This is a genomic window from Sorangium sp. So ce321, from assembly GCF_051530195.1.
Taxonomy (GTDB): Bacteria; Myxococcota_A; Polyangia; order Polyangiales; family Polyangiaceae; genus Sorangium.
In genome coordinates this window covers 14380882-14397886 of the sequence record NZ_CP150329.1, presented here as the reverse complement: position 1 = coordinate 14397886, position 17005 = coordinate 14380882, and the positions used below count along the sequence as shown (strand labels likewise).

Here is a 17005-nt window from a genome sequence, read left to right as displayed (position 1 = left end):
TGCCCTCGCCTCACCCGCCGTCGAGGTCCACCCGGAGCTCGCGCAGCACCTCGACGCCGCGGCCGATCGGAAACGCATGCCGGCCCGCGATCTCGAACCGACGCTCGGCCGGCTCGAGCACGAGCGTGTCGATCTCCGGACGGACGCTCACCTTGCGCCCGCTGTCGAAGCGAGCATGGATGACGACCGGGAGCGCGGGCAGCTCGAAACGGAAGAGCCCATCAGGCGACATCCCGAGCACCGCGACCGGGTCCGAGGCCCGCAGCGGCTCGTCCAGGATCAGCGCCGGGTGCGCGACGTTGTGGTGCCTCACGTCGAAATCCAGCGGCATGAGCGGCATTCGCTCCGCCTTCCAGCGCTCATCGAAGGTGCCCGCGCGCTCGCGCCTCGGCGACCAGTGGGCGGGAATCGGCCCGTATCCCGCGGGCGCCGGGCGATCGAGCGGCCCGGTGATGGGATGAGCCGGGTGCTCGATCTGCGGCGCGAGGCGATCGATGAGATCGTGAGGGTGATGCGCGACGCCCGTGCCGCTCGCGTTTCGCGGCTCGATGAGCTTCAGGTCGTCGGTCCGCCCGCCATAGGCGTTCTCGTAGACGAGCGGGACTCGCTCGAACGGCGCCGCCGGACCGATGGCGACCTGACCGAGCCACGCATAGTACACCCGCGGGCCATGGACCCGCAGCGGCGCCGAGGTCCCACGGACCTTGATCGCCACGTCCATCGCCACGACGGGCCGCGGGGAGATCGCCTCGCCCACGGCCACGACATCGGCCCCATGCTTGCGCGGGCAGAGATCCGACGCGTACCGGAGGCTGCTCCACGGATTCCCCCCGTCGCGCGGGACATCGCTCATCCGGACAGGCCGAGGCTCCACCGGCACGACCCTGCTGCGCTCCACCCCGAACGTGCCCTTGACGATCACGGCGACCACAGGCCGCCCGGATGCCTCGACCAGCGGACACGCCACGACCGCGAACGGCGTCGCGTTGGCCACAGCCCCGCTGACCTGCGCCGCGCCGACGGCGGCTGCATCAACTCCCACGTTGCCCAGCCTGGCGCTGAACGAGGCGCGAGCTCGCGCCGAGAACCTGCGGAGAGCGACGAGAACGTGCGATCACGAAAGGCCAGTAGCCGCGCAGCGAGCCATACGAACCATCACGAGGAGGGACAGGGCGAAGAGCTGTTGCCCGCACCATGACCACATGATACCAGGATGGCTTGTGCCCCGCAATGGCCGAGAGCAGGAGCGAGATGGAGCTCGAGCTTGAGCTCGAGATAGCGAACAAGGTGGTCGAATCGTGCCATGTTCTCCGCGTCACCGGCACGGAGGCGATCAACGAACTCCCTCGCTGGGAGGTCGAGATCCTCACGGCCGAGGCGCTCGACCTCGGGGCCGCGGCCGGATCTCGGGCGCTGCTCTCGCTCCGGGACGAGCTCGAGGGGGCGACGCGCCGTATCGAGCTGCTGCTCTCCGAGATCAGCGATGAGGGGCGCGAGCGAGCCTCTCATCGGTACACGCTCGTGCTCGTGCCAGCCCTGTGGCAGCTCACCCTCCAGGGCGGTTACCGCGTCTTCCTCGACAAGGCCGCTCACGAGATCGTCGCCGATGTGCTGCGCGACGCGGGCGTCCCCGCCGAGCGGCTCGACCTGCGGCTCGCGGGCGATTACGCGCGGCGACGGCAGTGCGCGCAGTACGGCGAGCGAGCGTGGTCCTTCATCGAGAGGCTCCTCGCGGACGAGGGGATCTCGTACTGGTTCGACACGGCAGGCGACCACGAGGTCCTCGTCCTCGGGGACACGCCGGAGGCGCACGACGGGATCGCAGCGCCGGTGACCGTCCCCTACCAGGACGCGAGCGGCATGGTCCGGCGGCGCTCGGTGGATGAGCTCACGTTGACCGCGGAGATCACCCCCTCTTCGGTGCTGGTCCGCGACTTCGACGTCCAGAACCCGGACGTCTACATCGAAGGCGCGGCCGGTGGGGGCGCGCTCTCGTATTTCGAGTATCCCGCCTTCGTGCCCACCAGCGCCGCGGCGAAGCGCCGGGCAGAGGTGCGCCTCGAGCAGCTCCGGCGCTTCTCCGTGCGCGCGCTCGCGGCGAGCGACTGCACGCGCATGCAGCCGGGGCGCCGGATCCGCGTCGAGGGATGCATGGATGACGAGATGAACCGCGAGTACCTCGTCGTCCGGGTGGAGCACGCATACCGGCGGCCCGCGCCGAACGTCGCCGCGGCAGCGCCTTACCGCAACCGGCTGCTCCTCGTCCCCGCCGGCGAGATGCCCTTCCGGCCGGCCATCCCCGCCCGGGGGCCGAGGGTCGAGGGCATCGAGAGCGCGGTGACCACCGGGCCGCCCGGTGAGGAGATCCACGTGGACGAGCTCGGCCGCGTCAAGCTCCGGTTCTTCTGGGATCCCTCGGGGATCGCGGACGACCGTTCGTCGGCCTGGGTGCGGTGCCTGCAATGGCCGCTCGGCGGCGCCATGCTCCTGCCGCGCGTCGGATGGGAAGTCCCGGTCGTCTACCTGGATGGCAATCCGGACGTCCCCTTCGTCCTCGGCCGTCATTACAATGCGACGGCCGTCGTGCCGTATCCACTCCCCGGGCGCGCGGCGACCACAACCCTCCAGTCCGCGACATCGCCCGGAGGCGGCAGCACGAACGAGATCCGGATGAGCGACGACGCTGGCCAGGAGGAGCTGTTCCTCCACGCCGCGAGGGATCAAAGCGTGTCGGTGGGCGGCGCGTCGAGGACCGAGGTCGGCGCGGATCTCACGCACGACGTCGGCACCTCGCTCGCCCACGTCGTCCTCGGCGCGCAGGCGCACGCGGTCGGAGGCTCGCAGTCGGTGAGCGTGGGGACGACCTTCGCCACGGCCGCGGGCGGCGCGGTGTCGCTCTCCGTCGGCGGGGCCGAGCTCCTGAGCGCCGGCGGGAATCGCACCGTCACGGCGAGCGGGGAATACACCGAGGTCGTCGGGGCCGCGTACGCGCTCCAGTGCAACCAGGCGAACCTGCAGGTCGACGGCGCCTTCGTCCAGGCGAGCGGCGGCTCATCGACGCTCGCGGCGGCGCTCGGCGTGACGGAGAGCGTCGCCGGCGCGCGGGTCGAGTCCGTGGGCGGCGCCTATACCGTCGTGGTGGGCGGCAGGTTCGCGGACACCACGTACGGCGCCAAGCGGATCCAGGCGGGCGGCGCCGCGGTGGAGTCGGCCGGCGGCGCGGCCGCGCTCTCCGCCGCGGTCGGGAAGATCGCGGCGGGCAGCGCGACGCTCCGCGCCGGCGGCGAGTTCGCCATCACCGGGGCGGACATCACCATCGAGGCGGCCTCGCTGAGCGCGGGGGCGCTCGAGATCCGCGGCGGAGCGCTGCGCGCGACGCGCGGCACGACGAAGGTGGACGGGCGCGTGGTCAAGCACCTCAACGGGACGAAGATCACGTGAAGGACGCCGTGGGGATGGCGCTCGCGCAGCTCTTCCAGGTGTCGGTCGAGGGCCTCACCGAGGCGCTCCGTGTCACGCGGCTCCTCGGGCGGGAGCGCCTCGATGCCCCGTTCTCCTTCGAGATCACCTGCGCCCTCTCGGACCCATCGAGCGAGGCCGACCCGCTCTCGCTGATCACCGCCTCTGCCCGCCTGACGTGGCAGGGGCCTTCCGGGCGCGAGCGCTCCATCGACGCGGTGGTCGACGCGGTGGAGGTCCAGCCTGGCCTGTGGGTGCTCACGCTCGTGCCCCGCGCGGCGGCGTGCATGGACGCCGTGGACCACCGCGTCTTCGTGGACCTCGACGCGATCGCGATCTCCCGGACCTTGCTCGAGGAGCACGGGATCGCGCTCGACCTCCGCGTCGGCCGCGCGCCGCAGAAGCGCGCCCAGTGCATCCAGCAGTTCGAGGGAGATCTCGAGTTCATGACGCGCCTCCTCGCCGAGGAGGGGATCGCGTGGTTCCTGGATCCGGCAGGGAGCACCTGCATCCTGACGGATCGGATCGCCGCGCACCCCGAGGTCGAGGGCGGCCCGCTGCCCGTCCGGGAAGAGGCAGGAATGGAAGCGGGCGAGTCGGTCTACCGCGCGCGGCTGGTCGAGCGGGTCGCGATCGAGGAGGTCGCCCTGGGCGATTACAACTTCGAGAAGCCGATGCTCGATCAGGGCGTCTCGGCGGGCGCGGGCGGGCGGCGGGTGCACGACTACCCCGGAGGCTACCTCGACCCGGCGGCGGGGCGGCGCGTCGCCGCGCTGCGGCTGGAAGAGGCGCGCGCCCGGCGGCGGGTCCTCCACGGCGAGACGAACGCCCGCGGACTCTTCGCGGGGGCGGTGCTCACCTTGAAGGGGGGCGAGCGGGAGGACCTCGACGGGCGCTGGCTGCTCGTCGAGGTGATCCACGAGGGGCGCGAGCGCGAGGCCGACGAGAGGCCGTATGCCGCCAGGTTCACCGCCATCCCCGCCGAGATCCCCTATCGCCCCGAGCGCTCTCGCGCGCCGCGGCTCGGCGGGGTGCAGACGGCGGTCGTCGCCGGGCCCCGCGGGGCCGAGATCCACACGGAAGAGCACGGCCGTGTCCGCGTGAAGCACAGGTGGGACCGGCGGGGCCCCGACGACGGCACGAGCTCGGCGTGGACGCGCGTGAGCCAGCCGGCCACCTCCGGCGCCCTCTTCCTCCCCCGCGTCGGCTGGGAGGTCCTCGTGGGGTTCTCCGGCAAGGAGGGCGACGCCCCCGTCGTGCTCGGGCGGCTCTACAACCGCGCGGCCCCTCCGCCCGCGCCGCTGCCGAGGGAGAAGGTCGTGAGCGCGCTCGGGACGCTGACGACGCCGGGCGGCGGCGGCCGCAACCGCCTCGCCACCGACGACACCGCCGGCGACGAGGGGATGATCTTCGAGGCCTCGAGCGACTTCAACGAGCGCACCGAGAACGACAAGGTCACCGCCGTGAAGGCCGATGACACGTGGTCTGTCGGCGGCTCTCGCGAGCTCATCGTCGGGCAGGTCCTCGAGCAGCGCGTGACCGGCGCGCAGACGTACCGCGTCGGCGGGTCGCGCACGGTCGAGGCGGGCGCGCAGATCAGCCTCAGCGCCGCCTCCGAGTCCGTCTCGATCGCTGCCTTGCGCGGCGTCCGGACGGGCGGCGATCACACGACGGCGTGCGCCACGTTCACGCGCATCGTGGGCGGCGGCGAGGCGCAGGCGGCGATCGAGCACCAGCAGCGGGTCGTGAAGGGCGGATCCCTCGTCCTGAACGGGGGCGGCTGGTCGAGCGCGGCGGCGTCGAGCGCCGCCGTCGACGTGGGCGGCGTGTCCACGCTCCAGATCGCCGGCGCGAAGAGCGTCTCTTGCTCCGAGTACACGCTCACGGCCAGGGGCCTGCTCTCGGAGACGTACCCTTCGCGCAAGGTGACCGCGGGCGGCGCGATCACCGAGACGTTCACCGCGGCGGGCACCTATACCGTCGGGGGCGACGTGACGATCCAGGGGTCGGACGTCTCGATCGAGAGCTCGGGCACGCTCACCCTCAAGGCGGGCGGCGTGGTCGTGAAGATGAGCCCAGGAAAGATCGAGATCTCCGGGCAGTTCAGGGGCGATGTCGGCAGCGTCGAGAGCGGGACGCAGAAGCACGAATGAGGTTCGGCATGGCGAAGAAGAAGAGCTCCTCACTCCCCCGCTCGCGCGCGAACGAGCGGGAGCTGGCGCTCGGGCCGGGCATCCATGGAGCGTTCATCGAGCTCGCGCTCTCGGGATCGTACCGGATCCGGACCACCGCCGGCGCGCGCTGCGCCGCCGTCCTCGGCGACGGCGTCGACCCGGCGCTCGCGGACGACTGCCTGCGGACCGGCCGGATGATCATCGTGGCGGACAGCCCGCGCGGCCCGGCGATCATGGGCGCGCTGCAGACCTCGCCGCCCATCGCGCGGGACGCCGATGGCGTCGTGTCCGTGAACGCGAAGGAGCTGCGCGTGCGGCTCGACCGCGCCGCCTCGATCGAGGTCGGCGCGGCGTCGATCACCGCCGACGCGGCCGGCCTCGTGCGGATCGAGGGAGACCGGATGGTGCTCGACATGGGCGCGCTGGTCCGCGTCCTGTCCGCCAAGGTGGAGCTGCCGTGAGGCACGGGCAGCGCGCGTCCGGGGGCCCGTCATGGCCGTAGCCGTCCGGCTCGCGGAGGGCCTCCCCGCGGTGGAGTGCCGCGCCTTCTCGGGCGAGGAGCGCCTCGGCGAGCCCTCGCGCTTCGATGTCGTCGTCGCCTCGCCCGAGCCGATCGCCGCCGCGGCAGCGCTGGGCAGCTGCTGCTCGGTCACCCTCGACACGCAGCACGGCGCGCGCGCGCTCCTCGGCGTCGTCACGCAGTGGACGGCGGTCGCCACCTCGCGGCAGGGCGCGCAGCGCGAGTACCGCTTCGCGCTCGGCGCGCGGCTCGCCTTGCTGGAGCACCGCCGCCGCTCCCGGATCTTCCAGCGCCTCTCGGTGCCGGCGATCGTGCAGAAGGTGCTGGGGGAAGGGGGGTACGGCGCGAGCGCCGTCGTCCTCGCGCTCTCGGAAGAGCACGCGCCGCGCGACCACGTGGTCCAGTACGACGAGACGGACGCCGCGTTCGTGCGGCGGATGTGCGAGGAAGAGGGCCTGTACTTCCGCTTTCCCTGCCAGGCGGGCGACGCGGACGAGACCATCGAGATCACGGATCGCTCGCCCGGCGCGCCGCCGGCGCTCCCGGAGCCGCTCCCCCTCGTCGACGAGGCCTCGCTGCTGGGCCCCGGACCGGCGCTGACGCGCTACCGCGCCCTCCGCCGCCGCCGCCCCGGCAAGGTCACGCTGCGCGGGTACGACCCCGAGCGCCCGGCCGTCTTGCTCGAGGCCACGCACAGCGACGGCACGGACCTCGAGCAGCGCAGCGAGGTCTACGAGGTCGCCGCGCGCCCGGGCGAGGCGCGCGATCCCGCGCGGGCGCGCCTCCGCCTGGAGAGCCTGCGCGCCGAGGCGCTGCGGTGCTCGTTCCAGTCGACGGCGCTCGCGCTCGCGCCGGGGCTCCTGTTCTCCGTGGAGGTCTCCGCCAGCCACGTCGGCGCGCCCCCGCCCGGCCGCGAGCACCTCGTCGTCGCCGTCAAGCACGGCTGGAGCGCATCGATGGATGTTCACCGCGTCGAGGTGGAGTCGATCCCGCGCGAGGTCCCTTTCCGGCTCGCGCAGCGCACCGCGCGCCCCCGGATCCATGGCGCCCAGTCCGCCATCGTCACGGGCCCCCCGGGGGCCGAGATCCACCCCGACGATCTCGGCAGGGTCTGCGTCCGCTTCCACTGGGATCTCGAGGGTCCCGGCGACGCCGCCAGCAGCCTGCCGATCCGCACGCTGCAGCCGAACACGCCGGGCTCGATGCTCGTGCCGCGCGTCGGCTGGGAGGTCTTCGCCCTCTTCGAGGACGGCGACCCGGCTCGGCCGTATGTGATCGGGCGCTCCTACAACGCCAAGAGCGCGCCCCCCTTTCCGCTGCCGGCCAACAAGACCATGACCGTCCTCGCGACCGACAGCTCGCCCGGCGCCGGAGGCCGCAACCTCCTCTCGTTCGATGACGCGGCGGGGCGGGAGCATCTCGCTGTCCAGGCGACGTTCGGCAAGACGACCACCGCCCGCGCCAGCATGGTTGTGCAGACGGTCCACGACGAGCGCTACAGCGTCGCGGGGAGCCAGTCGCGCGAGGTCGCGGCGGACGAGGCGATCTCGGTCAAGCAGGCGTATTTCGACGCGGTGGGCTCCCAGTCCGGGTCGGTCGGGGGCCAGCACAAGGTGACCGCCGCGGGGGATCTCGGCGTGGTGGTGGGGAGCGAGTCGGTGCTGGTCGGCGGCGCCCTGGTCGAGCAGGTGGGCGATCCGGTCAAGGGCGCGCTCCAGCTGGCCGCGGCGGCTGCGCTGCACGGGGTCGGCTCGAAGGGGACGGCGGGGAGGATCGCGGCCTCGGCGCTGGGGATCGCGAAGGCCGCGGCGGAGGGCGCGATGCAGCGCGACGGGGGCGGATGGGAGGGCGCGGCGCAGGCCGGGAAGATGGCCGCTGCCGGCGCGCTCCTCGGGCTCCTCCCTGGAGGCGACGCGATCATGGCCAGCGTTGCTGGAGCCAAGGCGCCTCCTCCGTGGGATCCGGACGCGCCGGATCCGGGCGCCGCTCAGGGGGGCGGGGGCGCCGGCGGCGGGAGCAGCGACGCGAGCGCCCCCGCCGGGCCCGGCCCTGGGCACCGCAACGTGGTGGTGAGCGGCAATGCGCTCGTGGGGATCGGGGGCTCGTCGCTGATCGCGAGCGCGGGCACGATCGGGTGGAAGACGCTCGGCGCGAGCGCCCACGCGACGGGCGGGAGCCGGACGATCAAGGCGGCCGCCGTGACGCAGACCGCCGCGGGCGCCTCCGTCGAGTCGATCGGCGGCGGCGCGCACATCGTGGCCTCCGGGGGGATCGGGCGCGGCGCCGCCGCCGCCGCGAGCCTGGAGGTCTCGGGCGCGCTCGTCGCCGAGGGCGCCTCCTACGCGATCGAGGCGCCGAAGATCGCGATCCGCGTCGGCGGCGCGCTGTCGATGTCGGGCGCGCACGTCACCTTCAGCGTGCCTGGCGCCACCCTCGCGGCGTCTCCGGCGGGGCTCCTGATCAAGGCATCGACGATCGAGATCGAGGGGCTCGTGACACAGTCGGGAAGCCTGTCGCACCGATGAAGCTGGCCGTCGTCGGTCTGGGGCTGGTTTCGCCGGCGGGGATCACGTCCTCGGAGCACGTCTTCTACCTGCGCGCGCGCGTGCCGGCGCCTCAGGCATCTCCGTTCCTGCTCGCCAGCGGCCAGCGGCTCAGCGTCGGCTTCTGCCCGTGGATCGGCGCCCGCGAGCGGGCCGCCGCGCGCATCGCGCGGATGGCGCTCGCCGCGATGGACGAGGCGACCCGACCTCTCCACAGCGCGCCGGGGCTCGATCGGCTCGCGCTCGTCCTGGTCGCGGCGAGCCCGCGGCCCGGGCTGTCCAGGGACGACGTCCGCGAGGTCGAGGCGGCGCTCGCCGCGCGGCTCGGAGGCCTCGAGCCGTTGCAGTTCCCCGGCGAGGCCGGGTGCTTCGCCGGCCTGCGCGCTGCCGAGGAGCTCCTCGCCGCAGGTCGGGCGCGCGCGGTCGTGATCGTGGCCGCGGACTCGCTGATCTCGATCGAGCGCCTGCGTCACTGGGTCTCCCGCCCGCCGAGCCCGTGGGCCGCGGAGGTCCCGCGGCCCTCGGAGGGCGCGGCGGCCCTGGTCGTCACGGCCCCGGACGCCGCGCGCCTCGCCCGGCTGCCGCTCCTCGGGACCGTGCACGGCGCCGCGATCGTCGAGGGGCGCTCGACGGACGCGGACGACGCGATCGTCGACGGCGTCGCGATGACGCAGGCGCTCCGCGACCTGCCGCGTGCCGGCCGGGTGGGCGCGGTCTTTGGCCAGCTCCAGGTGGGCTCGCTCCGTCAGACGGAGTGGCTCCTTGCCCTGGCGCGGACCGGCGAGCGCTTCGAGCCCGAGCACGAGGTGAGCTGTCCCGAGGTGGACGTCGGCGTGGTCGGCGCGGCGGCCGGCGCATTCAATCTGGCCTACGGGCTGGCGACGCTCCGGCACGGAGCCACCGGGTCGCCCGCCGCGTCCGGCGCGCCGATGCTCGCCTGGGCGATCTCCCCCGATGGAACGCGCGGTGTCGCCCTGGCGACGGGAGCCGGCGCATGAAACCGGTGCTCAAGGCGGCGCGGGACCTGCCGCTCGCGCACGCGCTGCCCGCGGTCGAGCTCTCGCCTCCCCCCGGCGTCGGCCCAGGGGCATCCCTCCTGCCCGAGGCGCTCGGCGGCGACCCCCTGCTCGCGGCCGAGGCGGCGGCGGTCGCGGAGGCCGGCCCTGGGCTCGCGCTGCCCGAGGGGCGCGTCGCGCCGGGCTCGCCCGACGACGATCCGCTCGCCAGGTTCGACGCGACGGCCGAGCCTCCGGTGCGGCTCGCCGACGCGGGGGGCGAGCCCCTGCCGATGGCGCGCTTCCATGCGGCGATCGTCGACGCGTGCGCCGAGACGATCGCGATGCTGGCCCGCCATCGCTGGCAGCGGCCCGCTGTTCACCGTCCCTCCATCGAGGCGAGGATCCTGGTGCAGACCGAGGCGATCCTCGCCACGGGCGCAGGCTGCGTCGCCGAGGTGGTGCGCTGGTGGATGCGCGCGCTGGAGGGGTCTGATCCCTGGAAGAGCTGGGTCCCCGCCTTCGTGCTGGGCTCGATCGAGGGCCCGGCGCCGCTCGAGGCGCTGGCGCGTGGGATCGAGCGGCTCCCGGGCGACGCGCTGTGGGACGCCCTCGCGATCGCCGAGGCGCTCGCCGTGGCGCCTCACCCGGAGCTCGCGCAGCTCGGCTCCTCGCTGCTCGCCTCGCGCCACCCTGTCGCCCGCGCTGTCGGCGTCGACGTCTGCTCCCGTCGCGGCGGGCTCTCTCGGGCGGATCTGGCGCGCTGGCTCCAGCACGGTGAGGCCCCTGTCGCCCTGGCGGCGATCCGCGCCGTCGAGCGATGTGAGGCGCGCGAGGCGCGCGAGGCGCGCGAGGCGCGCGAGGTCGTCCCGCCCTCCCTGGTGCCGCTCCTCCGCGCGCGGCTGCGCGACCCGAGCCCTGCCGTGGCGTGGGGCGCGGCGCGGACGCTCGCGGTCGCGGGGCACCGCGATCCTTACGAAGAGGTCTGCGCTCGCGACGATCTCGTCGCGGTCCTCGGCGCCCGGGCGCTCGAGCTCTTCGTGCTCGCGGGCCGCGCCGACGATCTCCGGAGGATGGAGGGCATCCTCTCGCGCGCTCCGGTCACGCCGGAGGCGCTCTCGGCCATCGGTCGCTTCGGCCACCCGGGGTCGTGGGCGTTCTTGACGCATTTCCTCGCGGACGAGGATCTCGCGGACGCCGCGGCCAGCGCGCTCGCGACGCTCTTCGGCCCCGCGGTGCCCGCGCCGGAGCGGAAGCGGGCCCTCGCCTGGAAGAGCGCCATCGGGGCGGCTCGCCTGGACCCGGCGCTGCGCTATCGCCTCGGCGAGCCGTGGCGGCTGGAGACGGTCGCGGCGGAGCTCGCGAGCGGCCTCCTCGACCGGGACGAGGCGCAGCGTCGGGCGGACGAGATCGCCGCGCGCGCCGGGCTCGGGCGGTCGATCGAGCTGGCGCTGTGGACGCCGGATCCGGAGGACCGGATCGCGGCGCTCACGGCCGCCTGCGCGCAGGGGTCACGGGGGAACCCGGCAGGAGGGTGGACATGAGCGAGGAGAGCGCGCCGCAGCAGGTCGCAGACGAGAGATGGGCCTGGTCGGTGCTCGCGTGGCTGGGCTTCGCGGCCCCGCGCGCGAGCACGGCCGAGGACCAGGAGCAGGTCGCCCGGTACGACGAGGTGCTCGCCAGCTGGATCCGGGGGTATCCCGGCCGCCTGGAGCGGTACATCGGGTCGTTGGCCGAGGGGCTGGAGCGGGCGGCGGGGAGCGGAGCGCCCTTCCCTGCGGAGACGGCCGCGGTGCTCGATCTCGAGGGGGAGCACATCCCGCGGACGTTCAACGCGATCCGGCCGGACGCGATCTTCAAGCTCGGCTCCGTGGTCCACTGGCGCTATTGCCCGAACAAGCACCCTTCGCTCCCGGTCATGCTGGGACGGCGGCTGTGCAAGGAGATCGCCTCGACGCCGACCGGGGAGCTCCCGCCCGACCTGGAGTTGACGCCCGAGATGCGCGACTGGATCCATCTGCGCGTTCAACGCCAGAGGACGTCGAGCGCTGGCCACGGAGCTCCGGATATCCTCCCGCTCGATCTGGAGGGGATGACACCGGAGGGCATCGAGGCTGCGCTCGCCGCCTATTTCCAGGCCCCTGTCGAGGCGCTCGTCGACAAGCTGCGGCCGGAGCGGTACTCCGCCAGCGGGTTCCTGAGCGCGGACGACCGGCTCGGGCAGGTCATCTGGGAGGACGCGAGAAAGCTGCGCGAGCTCGGCGTCGACCGGCATGCGCTGGCCGATCGGCTCGACGAGGCGATCCGCCTGTGCCGCGAGGCGGACAGGCGCGCGAAAGACGAGCTCGGCGAGTGGAGCCGTGCCTATCTCGAGGGCAAGAGCGCCGAGGAGGCCGATGCCGCCAGGCGAGCGGACGAGTACAGGGCAGAGCACACAAGGCGCATGTCCGCGCCCAGGCTGGTCACGCTGGATGACCCCGCCACCCGGCTGGAGGTCAAGCTGAAAGGGTATCTCGGCTATCAGGAGGATCCGTTCTGCTCGACTGTGCCGGCCCAGGTCAACGAGGATTTCATCCTCCGCAACCTCGACCGCGAGGAGGAACCCGCGATCACGGCGAGTTTGCTCGCGCTCTCCCTGATCCGCAGGGTGTGCTTCTTCGAGGGCAACGTCAGCTACCGGGTCGACCCCGAGCGGCTCGCTCGCGTCCTCGGGATGATCCGCTGAGAGCCGGAGGCAAGCCATGGCGACGACCAGCAGCAACAAGGAGATCGCGACGACGGGCAGCGGCCACGTGATGCCGGGGCCCACGCCGGCGGTGAGCCATGGCCCTGCGCTCACGCCCGCGGGCGCCCCCGTCCCCACGCCTTACGTTTACATGGCGCGCTCGGCGACCGCCGAGGGCACGCAGCCCTGCACCACGATCAGCGACAAGCCGGTGCTCACGCTGCGCAGCCATATGAAGATCGACGAGCCCGGCAACATGCCGAGCAAGTCGACGGGCGGCGACATGGTCACGTTCGCCACCTGCGGCCGGGCGACCATGTTCACTGCATCGACGCTTTTCTGGGCCGGCGATGCGAACGTATGTCGCACGCTCGACCAGGGCTACATGAACACGGCGACAGCCGACGGGAAGGTCGCCCAGTGCGTCGGTACCTTGTTTCATGGCGTCGACGTGAGCGCCTCCGGGGCGAATTCAGAGAATTTCAGCGCCAAGGACAGCTACGTCATCGATCCGGTCTCGGTCGCCTCGGGCGAGGTGTGCGATGACGACGTGGACGCCGTCCTGGAGGGGCGGATCCGGGTCGTGTGGCGGAGGCTCTACGCCTCCGGCAGGAACCGGGAGAAAACCCCGCTCGGCCGGGGCGGGTGGACGCACAGCTTTCACCAGTGGATCGATCTGGCCGACGACCACCTGCTCCTGCGCGACGCGAGCGGGCGGGACGTCCGCCTGCCTCCCGTGCCGGAGAAGGGCTCGTCGTTCCACCGCGGGAAGCGGCTCACCGTCACGCGAAAGGCCAGCACGATCGAGGTCTTCGAGATCGATGCGCGGCTGACGCGTGTCTTCCGGTCCGACGGGGATCCCGCGAGGGCGAGGCTCCAGGCGCTGCGCGATCCCTCTGGCAACGTGGTCGAGCTGGTCTACGAGGGCGATCGGCTCGTGAAGATCGTGGGCACCTCGGGCCGGGAGCTCCGCCTCTCGCACGACGGCAAGGGCAGGATCATCCGGCTCGATGTCTGGGCCGCCGGGGCGCCGCGGCGGGCCGTGAGCTACGCCTACTCGGAGCACGGCGACCTCGAGCGCTACACGGACGCGCTGGGGCATGCCACCCGCTACGACTACGACGGTCACCACCGGCTGGTCGCGAAGACGCTGCCGACCGGGCTCGGCTTTCATTACGAGTACGACGCGTCGGGCCGGTGCGTCCGCGGTCACGGCGACGGCGGCATCCACGCCGCCGATCTCGCCTATGACACGCGCAGAGGCGAGACGACGGTGACCGGCAACCCTGCGCCTCGGGTGTTCCAGTGGGACGCGCGGGGGGCGGTGACCTTGCAGCGGACCAGCGATGGCGCCGTGGTGCAGAAGACCGAGTATGACGACGATCTCCTGATCGTGGCCGAGGAGAACGCCGCGGGCGAGCGCCATCAGTACGAGTACGACGCGCGCGGCAACCTGATCGCCCACACCGACGCCGGGGGCCGGATCACCCGGCGCGAGTTCCGCGACGACCGCATGGTGAAGCGCACCCTGCCCGACGGCCGCGTCACCGAGTTTACTTACGACGACAGGGGAGCGCTCATCGAGGTCAAGTATCCCTCGGGGCTCACCCTCTCGCTCGATCACGACAGCCGCGGGAGGATCTCGGCGCTTCGCGATCCCGACGGACTGCACGTCTCCTTCGAGTACGACGAGCAGGACAACATCGTGGTCGAGTCCGGCGCGACCGGGGACCGGACGCTGTATGCGTACGACGCGCTCGGGAGCCTCACGTCGATCACCGACGCGCTCGGGCGCACGACGCGCTTCACTTACGACGCCGAGGGGCGAGTGACGGCCACCCAGCGGCCCGACGGCTCGACGGTGCGCCGGGAGTACGATCCGCTCGGCCGGCTGGTCCGCGAGACCGATCCTGCCGGCGCGGTCTTCACCGGCGAGCACGGCGGCACGCACTCCCTGCGCAGGACGGTCGGCCCCGACGGGCAGGTCTGGGAGGCCGAGTACGACACGCTGGAGCGGGTCCGCGCGATCCGCAATCCCCGCCGCGAGGTCTGGGAGTACCGCTACGACCGCGCCGGGCGCGTCATCGAGCAGAGGACGTTCGACGGGCGCATCCTGCGCTACCGCTGGTCGAGGTCCGATCACCTCGCGCGGATCGAGCACATGGATGGCACCTACCGCGCGTTCGAGACCGACGCGCACGGCGCGCTCCGTATCGAGCGCTCGCCGCACGGCGCGCTGTCGTTCGAGGCATCCGGCATGAAGCTCGTGGGCACCGTCGACGAGGCGACGGGAAAGACGGTGGTCGAGACCGAGCTCGACGCGCTGGGCAGGCTCGTCGCCGAGACCCAGGACGGGCTCACGATCCGCTACGGGTACGACGAGCGGAACCGGCGCGCCGTGCGCGTGCTGCCCACCGGAGAGACGACGCGGTACCGCTACGACGCCGCGGGGGCGCTGATCGCGGTGGAGCACGAAGGTCGGGTCGTCAGCATCGCGCGCGACGCGCTCGGCAACGAGGTGCGCCGGCATCTCCATACGAGCGGGGTCGACATCGTGACGTCGACCGACGCGATGGACCGGATCGCGCGGCAGCGGGTGCTCGCGGCGGCGAGGGCGCCCGGGGCGCCGCGAGCCACGCTCCTCGATCGCGTCTTCCGCTATGACGTGCGCGGTTATCTCCAGGCGGTCGACGACTCCCTGCGCGGGTCGACGCGGTACGAACATGATGCCTCCGGCCGGCTGGTGGAGGCGAGGCGGGGCGAGCAGCGAGAGTTCATCGATCACGACGCCGCCGGCTCGGTGGTGGGCTTGCGCGGCGACCCCGAGCAGGGGATCCCCTGGGCGATGAGGCCTGGCAACGTCCTGATCCGCGCCGGCGATGTGGAGTACGAGCACGACGAGGGCCGGCGGCGGGTGCGGCAGCGCCAGGGAGGGGCGGTGACCGAGCTGCTCTGGGACTGCCGCGATCGGCTCCGCGAGGCGCGGCTCCCGGGCGGGGCGAGGGTGCTTTACACCTACGATGCTTACGGGCGGCGGGTGCGCAAGGAGATCCTCCCGGCGCCACCGGCCTCACCCATGGATCCGCCCGCCGCGCCGCGCGTGGTGCGCTATCTGTGGGACGGGCTCGCGCTGGCCGCCGAGATCGACTCGCAGCGAGGAACGCGGGTATTCGTGCACATGGCAGGGACGCTCGCGCCCCTGCTGCATCAGGAGCAGGGCGAGGTGTTCGCGTACATCAACGATCACCTGGGCGCGCCGCGGGAGCTCGTCGACGAGCGGGGCGAGATCGCCTGGGCGGGCGTGTGCTCGGCCTGGGGCGCGGTGGTCGCCCGCGCCACGCCTCCCGGGCGGGCGCGCCCGCCGGAGACGCCCTTCCGGCTCCTCGGCCATTATCATGATGAGGAGACGGGCTTCTCTCATACCTTGCACCGCTACTTCGACCCTGCGACGGCGCGCTGGCTCAGCCCGGACCCCCTCGGCCTGCCTGGCGGCGCGAACCCGGCCGCCTTCGATGGCAGCCCGGTCGTCCACGTCGACGCGCTGGGGCTCCAGTGCGTGCTCGGGAACCCCGCCTGGGACAGGGCTCTCGGACGGGCCATGTGCGAGAGAGTCCCCGAGCCGGGCTATTATGACGTCATCGTCCACGGCTCGCGCCACTATGTCGCGTCGAAGTCGGTCCCCGTGGACTTCTATGATGAGCGGGCCGGCGACAAGATCGTCCTGAACGCCGAGAGATTGGCCGCGGTGATCAAGCGGCTGCCGGACTACAAGGGGCAGAAGATCCGGCTCATCTCCTGCTCGACCGGAGCAGCCGATGACGGCATTGCCGCGGACCTCGCGAAGCTGCTGAACACCGAGGTGCAGGCGCCCCGCCGCGACATCGGTCCGGAGGAGGTCAATGATGGATCGTGGCTCTTCCGGACGTTCGATCCCACCGGCCCCCGCAATCCCTGGCCTCCCAAGCCAGCCATGGTGGTGCCTCCTCCGGCCACGGTGACGCCGGGGTCGGAAGGCAGACCGCCGGTGGTGACGCCGCCCGGAGCCGCGCCCCAGCCACCGGCGACGGTCACGCCGGCCTCCGTGGAGGGGTTGCCCGTGACGCCGCCTGGAACCGCGCCACAGCCACCCGCGATGGTCACGCCAGCCCCCGTCGAGGGCTTGCCCGTGACGCCGCCTGGAACCACGCCCCAGCCACCCGCGATGGTCACGCCAGCCCCCGTCGAGGGCTTGCCCGTGACGCCGCCTGGAACCACGCCCCAGCCACCCGCGATGGTCACGCCGGCCCCCGTCGAAGGCTTGCCCGTGACGCCGCCCGGAACCACGCCCCAGCCACCCGCGATGGTCACGCCGGCCCCCGTCGAGGGCTTGCCCGTGACGCCGCCCGGAACCGCGCCCCGGCCGCCAGCGATGGTCACGCCGGCCCCCGTCGAGGGCTTGCCCGTGACGCCGCCCGGAACCACGCCCCAGCCGCCAGCGATTGTCACGTCGCCTCCGGGCGGCTGGCCTGACATGCCGCCGATGGGTTGACCCGCCCCCCTGTCTCCCTCCCGCGCTCCTGTACCCGATCGAGCCCGCCCCGCCGCAGTGA

At 73.0% G+C, this 17005-nt stretch carries 9 protein-coding genes; 8 read left to right on the top strand and 1 reads right to left on the bottom strand.

From position 1 onward, the window contains the following. Window positions 1-10: 10 nt before the first annotated feature. The gene (locus tag WME89_RS53510) at window positions 11-1042 is read right to left on the bottom strand and encodes a DUF2169 family type VI secretion system accessory protein (RefSeq protein WP_438007183.1); all 1032 of its coding nucleotides are present in this window, start codon (window positions 1040-1042) and stop codon (window positions 11-13) included. 209 nt (window positions 1043-1251) lie between these two features. On the opposite strand from WME89_RS53510, the gene WME89_RS53505 reads away from it, so the two are divergent. Genes WME89_RS53505 through WME89_RS53470 form a run of 8 tightly spaced genes read left to right on the top strand, consistent with a single transcriptional unit; the run spans window position 1252 to window position 16944 of the window. Next, window positions 1252-3441 carry a type VI secretion system Vgr family protein gene (locus WME89_RS53505; RefSeq protein WP_438007182.1) on the top strand — a complete coding sequence of 730 codons (2190 nt, stop codon included), beginning with the start codon at window positions 1252-1254 and terminating at the stop codon, window positions 3439-3441. After that, the gene (locus tag WME89_RS53500; RefSeq protein ID WP_438007181.1) at window positions 3438-5612 is read left to right on the top strand and encodes a type VI secretion system Vgr family protein; all 2175 of its coding nucleotides are present in this window, start codon (window positions 3438-3440) and stop codon (window positions 5610-5612) included. The genes WME89_RS53505 and WME89_RS53500 overlap by 4 nt, the downstream gene beginning before the upstream one ends. Window positions 5613-5620: 8 nt before the next feature. Continuing rightward, complete coding sequence (locus tag WME89_RS53495; protein ID WP_438007180.1) at window positions 5621-6094, top strand: hypothetical protein; 474 nt, start codon at window positions 5621-5623, stop codon at window positions 6092-6094. A gap of 31 nt (window positions 6095-6125) precedes the next feature. Then, window positions 6126-8678 carry a type VI secretion system Vgr family protein gene (locus WME89_RS53490; protein ID WP_438007179.1) on the top strand — a complete coding sequence of 851 codons (2553 nt, stop codon included), beginning with the start codon at window positions 6126-6128 and terminating at the stop codon, window positions 8676-8678. Then, on the top strand, window positions 8675-9694 hold the full coding sequence (locus tag WME89_RS53485; RefSeq protein ID WP_438007178.1) for a hypothetical protein: 1020 nt from the start codon (window positions 8675-8677) through the stop codon (window positions 9692-9694). Before WME89_RS53490 ends, WME89_RS53485 begins: the two co-directional genes overlap by 4 nt. Then, complete coding sequence (locus WME89_RS53480) at window positions 9691-11235, top strand: hypothetical protein (RefSeq protein WP_438007177.1); 1545 nt, start codon at window positions 9691-9693, stop codon at window positions 11233-11235. Before WME89_RS53485 ends, WME89_RS53480 begins: the two co-directional genes overlap by 4 nt. Further along, a complete protein-coding gene (locus WME89_RS53475; RefSeq protein WP_438007176.1) occupies window positions 11232-12416 on the top strand; it encodes a hypothetical protein in 1185 nt (394 codons plus the stop codon). Before WME89_RS53480 ends, WME89_RS53475 begins: the two co-directional genes overlap by 4 nt. Window positions 12417-12432: 16 nt before the next feature. Then, a complete protein-coding gene (locus tag WME89_RS53470) occupies window positions 12433-16944 on the top strand; it encodes a DUF6531 domain-containing protein (RefSeq protein WP_438007175.1) in 4512 nt (1503 codons plus the stop codon). The last annotated feature ends 61 nt before the right edge of the window (window positions 16945-17005 follow it).

Excerpts from the sequence above, each read along its gene's own strand:
- WME89_RS53490 (WP_438007179.1), top strand. The coding sequence starts at position 6,126 with ATGGCCGTAGCCGTCCGGCTCGCGGAGGGCCTCCCCGCGGTGGAGTGC.
- WME89_RS53470 (WP_438007175.1), top strand. The coding sequence starts at position 12,433 with ATGGCGACGACCAGCAGCAACAAGGAGATCGCGACGACGGGCAGCGGC.
- WME89_RS53485 (WP_438007178.1), top strand. The coding sequence starts at position 8,675 with ATGAAGCTGGCCGTCGTCGGTCTGGGGCTGGTTTCGCCGGCGGGGATC.
- WME89_RS53480 (WP_438007177.1), top strand. The coding sequence starts at position 9,691 with ATGAAACCGGTGCTCAAGGCGGCGCGGGACCTGCCGCTCGCGCACGCG.
- WME89_RS53475 (WP_438007176.1), top strand. The coding sequence starts at position 11,232 with ATGAGCGAGGAGAGCGCGCCGCAGCAGGTCGCAGACGAGAGATGGGCC.
- WME89_RS53495 (WP_438007180.1), top strand. The coding sequence starts at position 5,621 with ATGGCGAAGAAGAAGAGCTCCTCACTCCCCCGCTCGCGCGCGAACGAG.
- WME89_RS53505 (WP_438007182.1), top strand. The coding sequence starts at position 1,252 with ATGGAGCTCGAGCTTGAGCTCGAGATAGCGAACAAGGTGGTCGAATCG.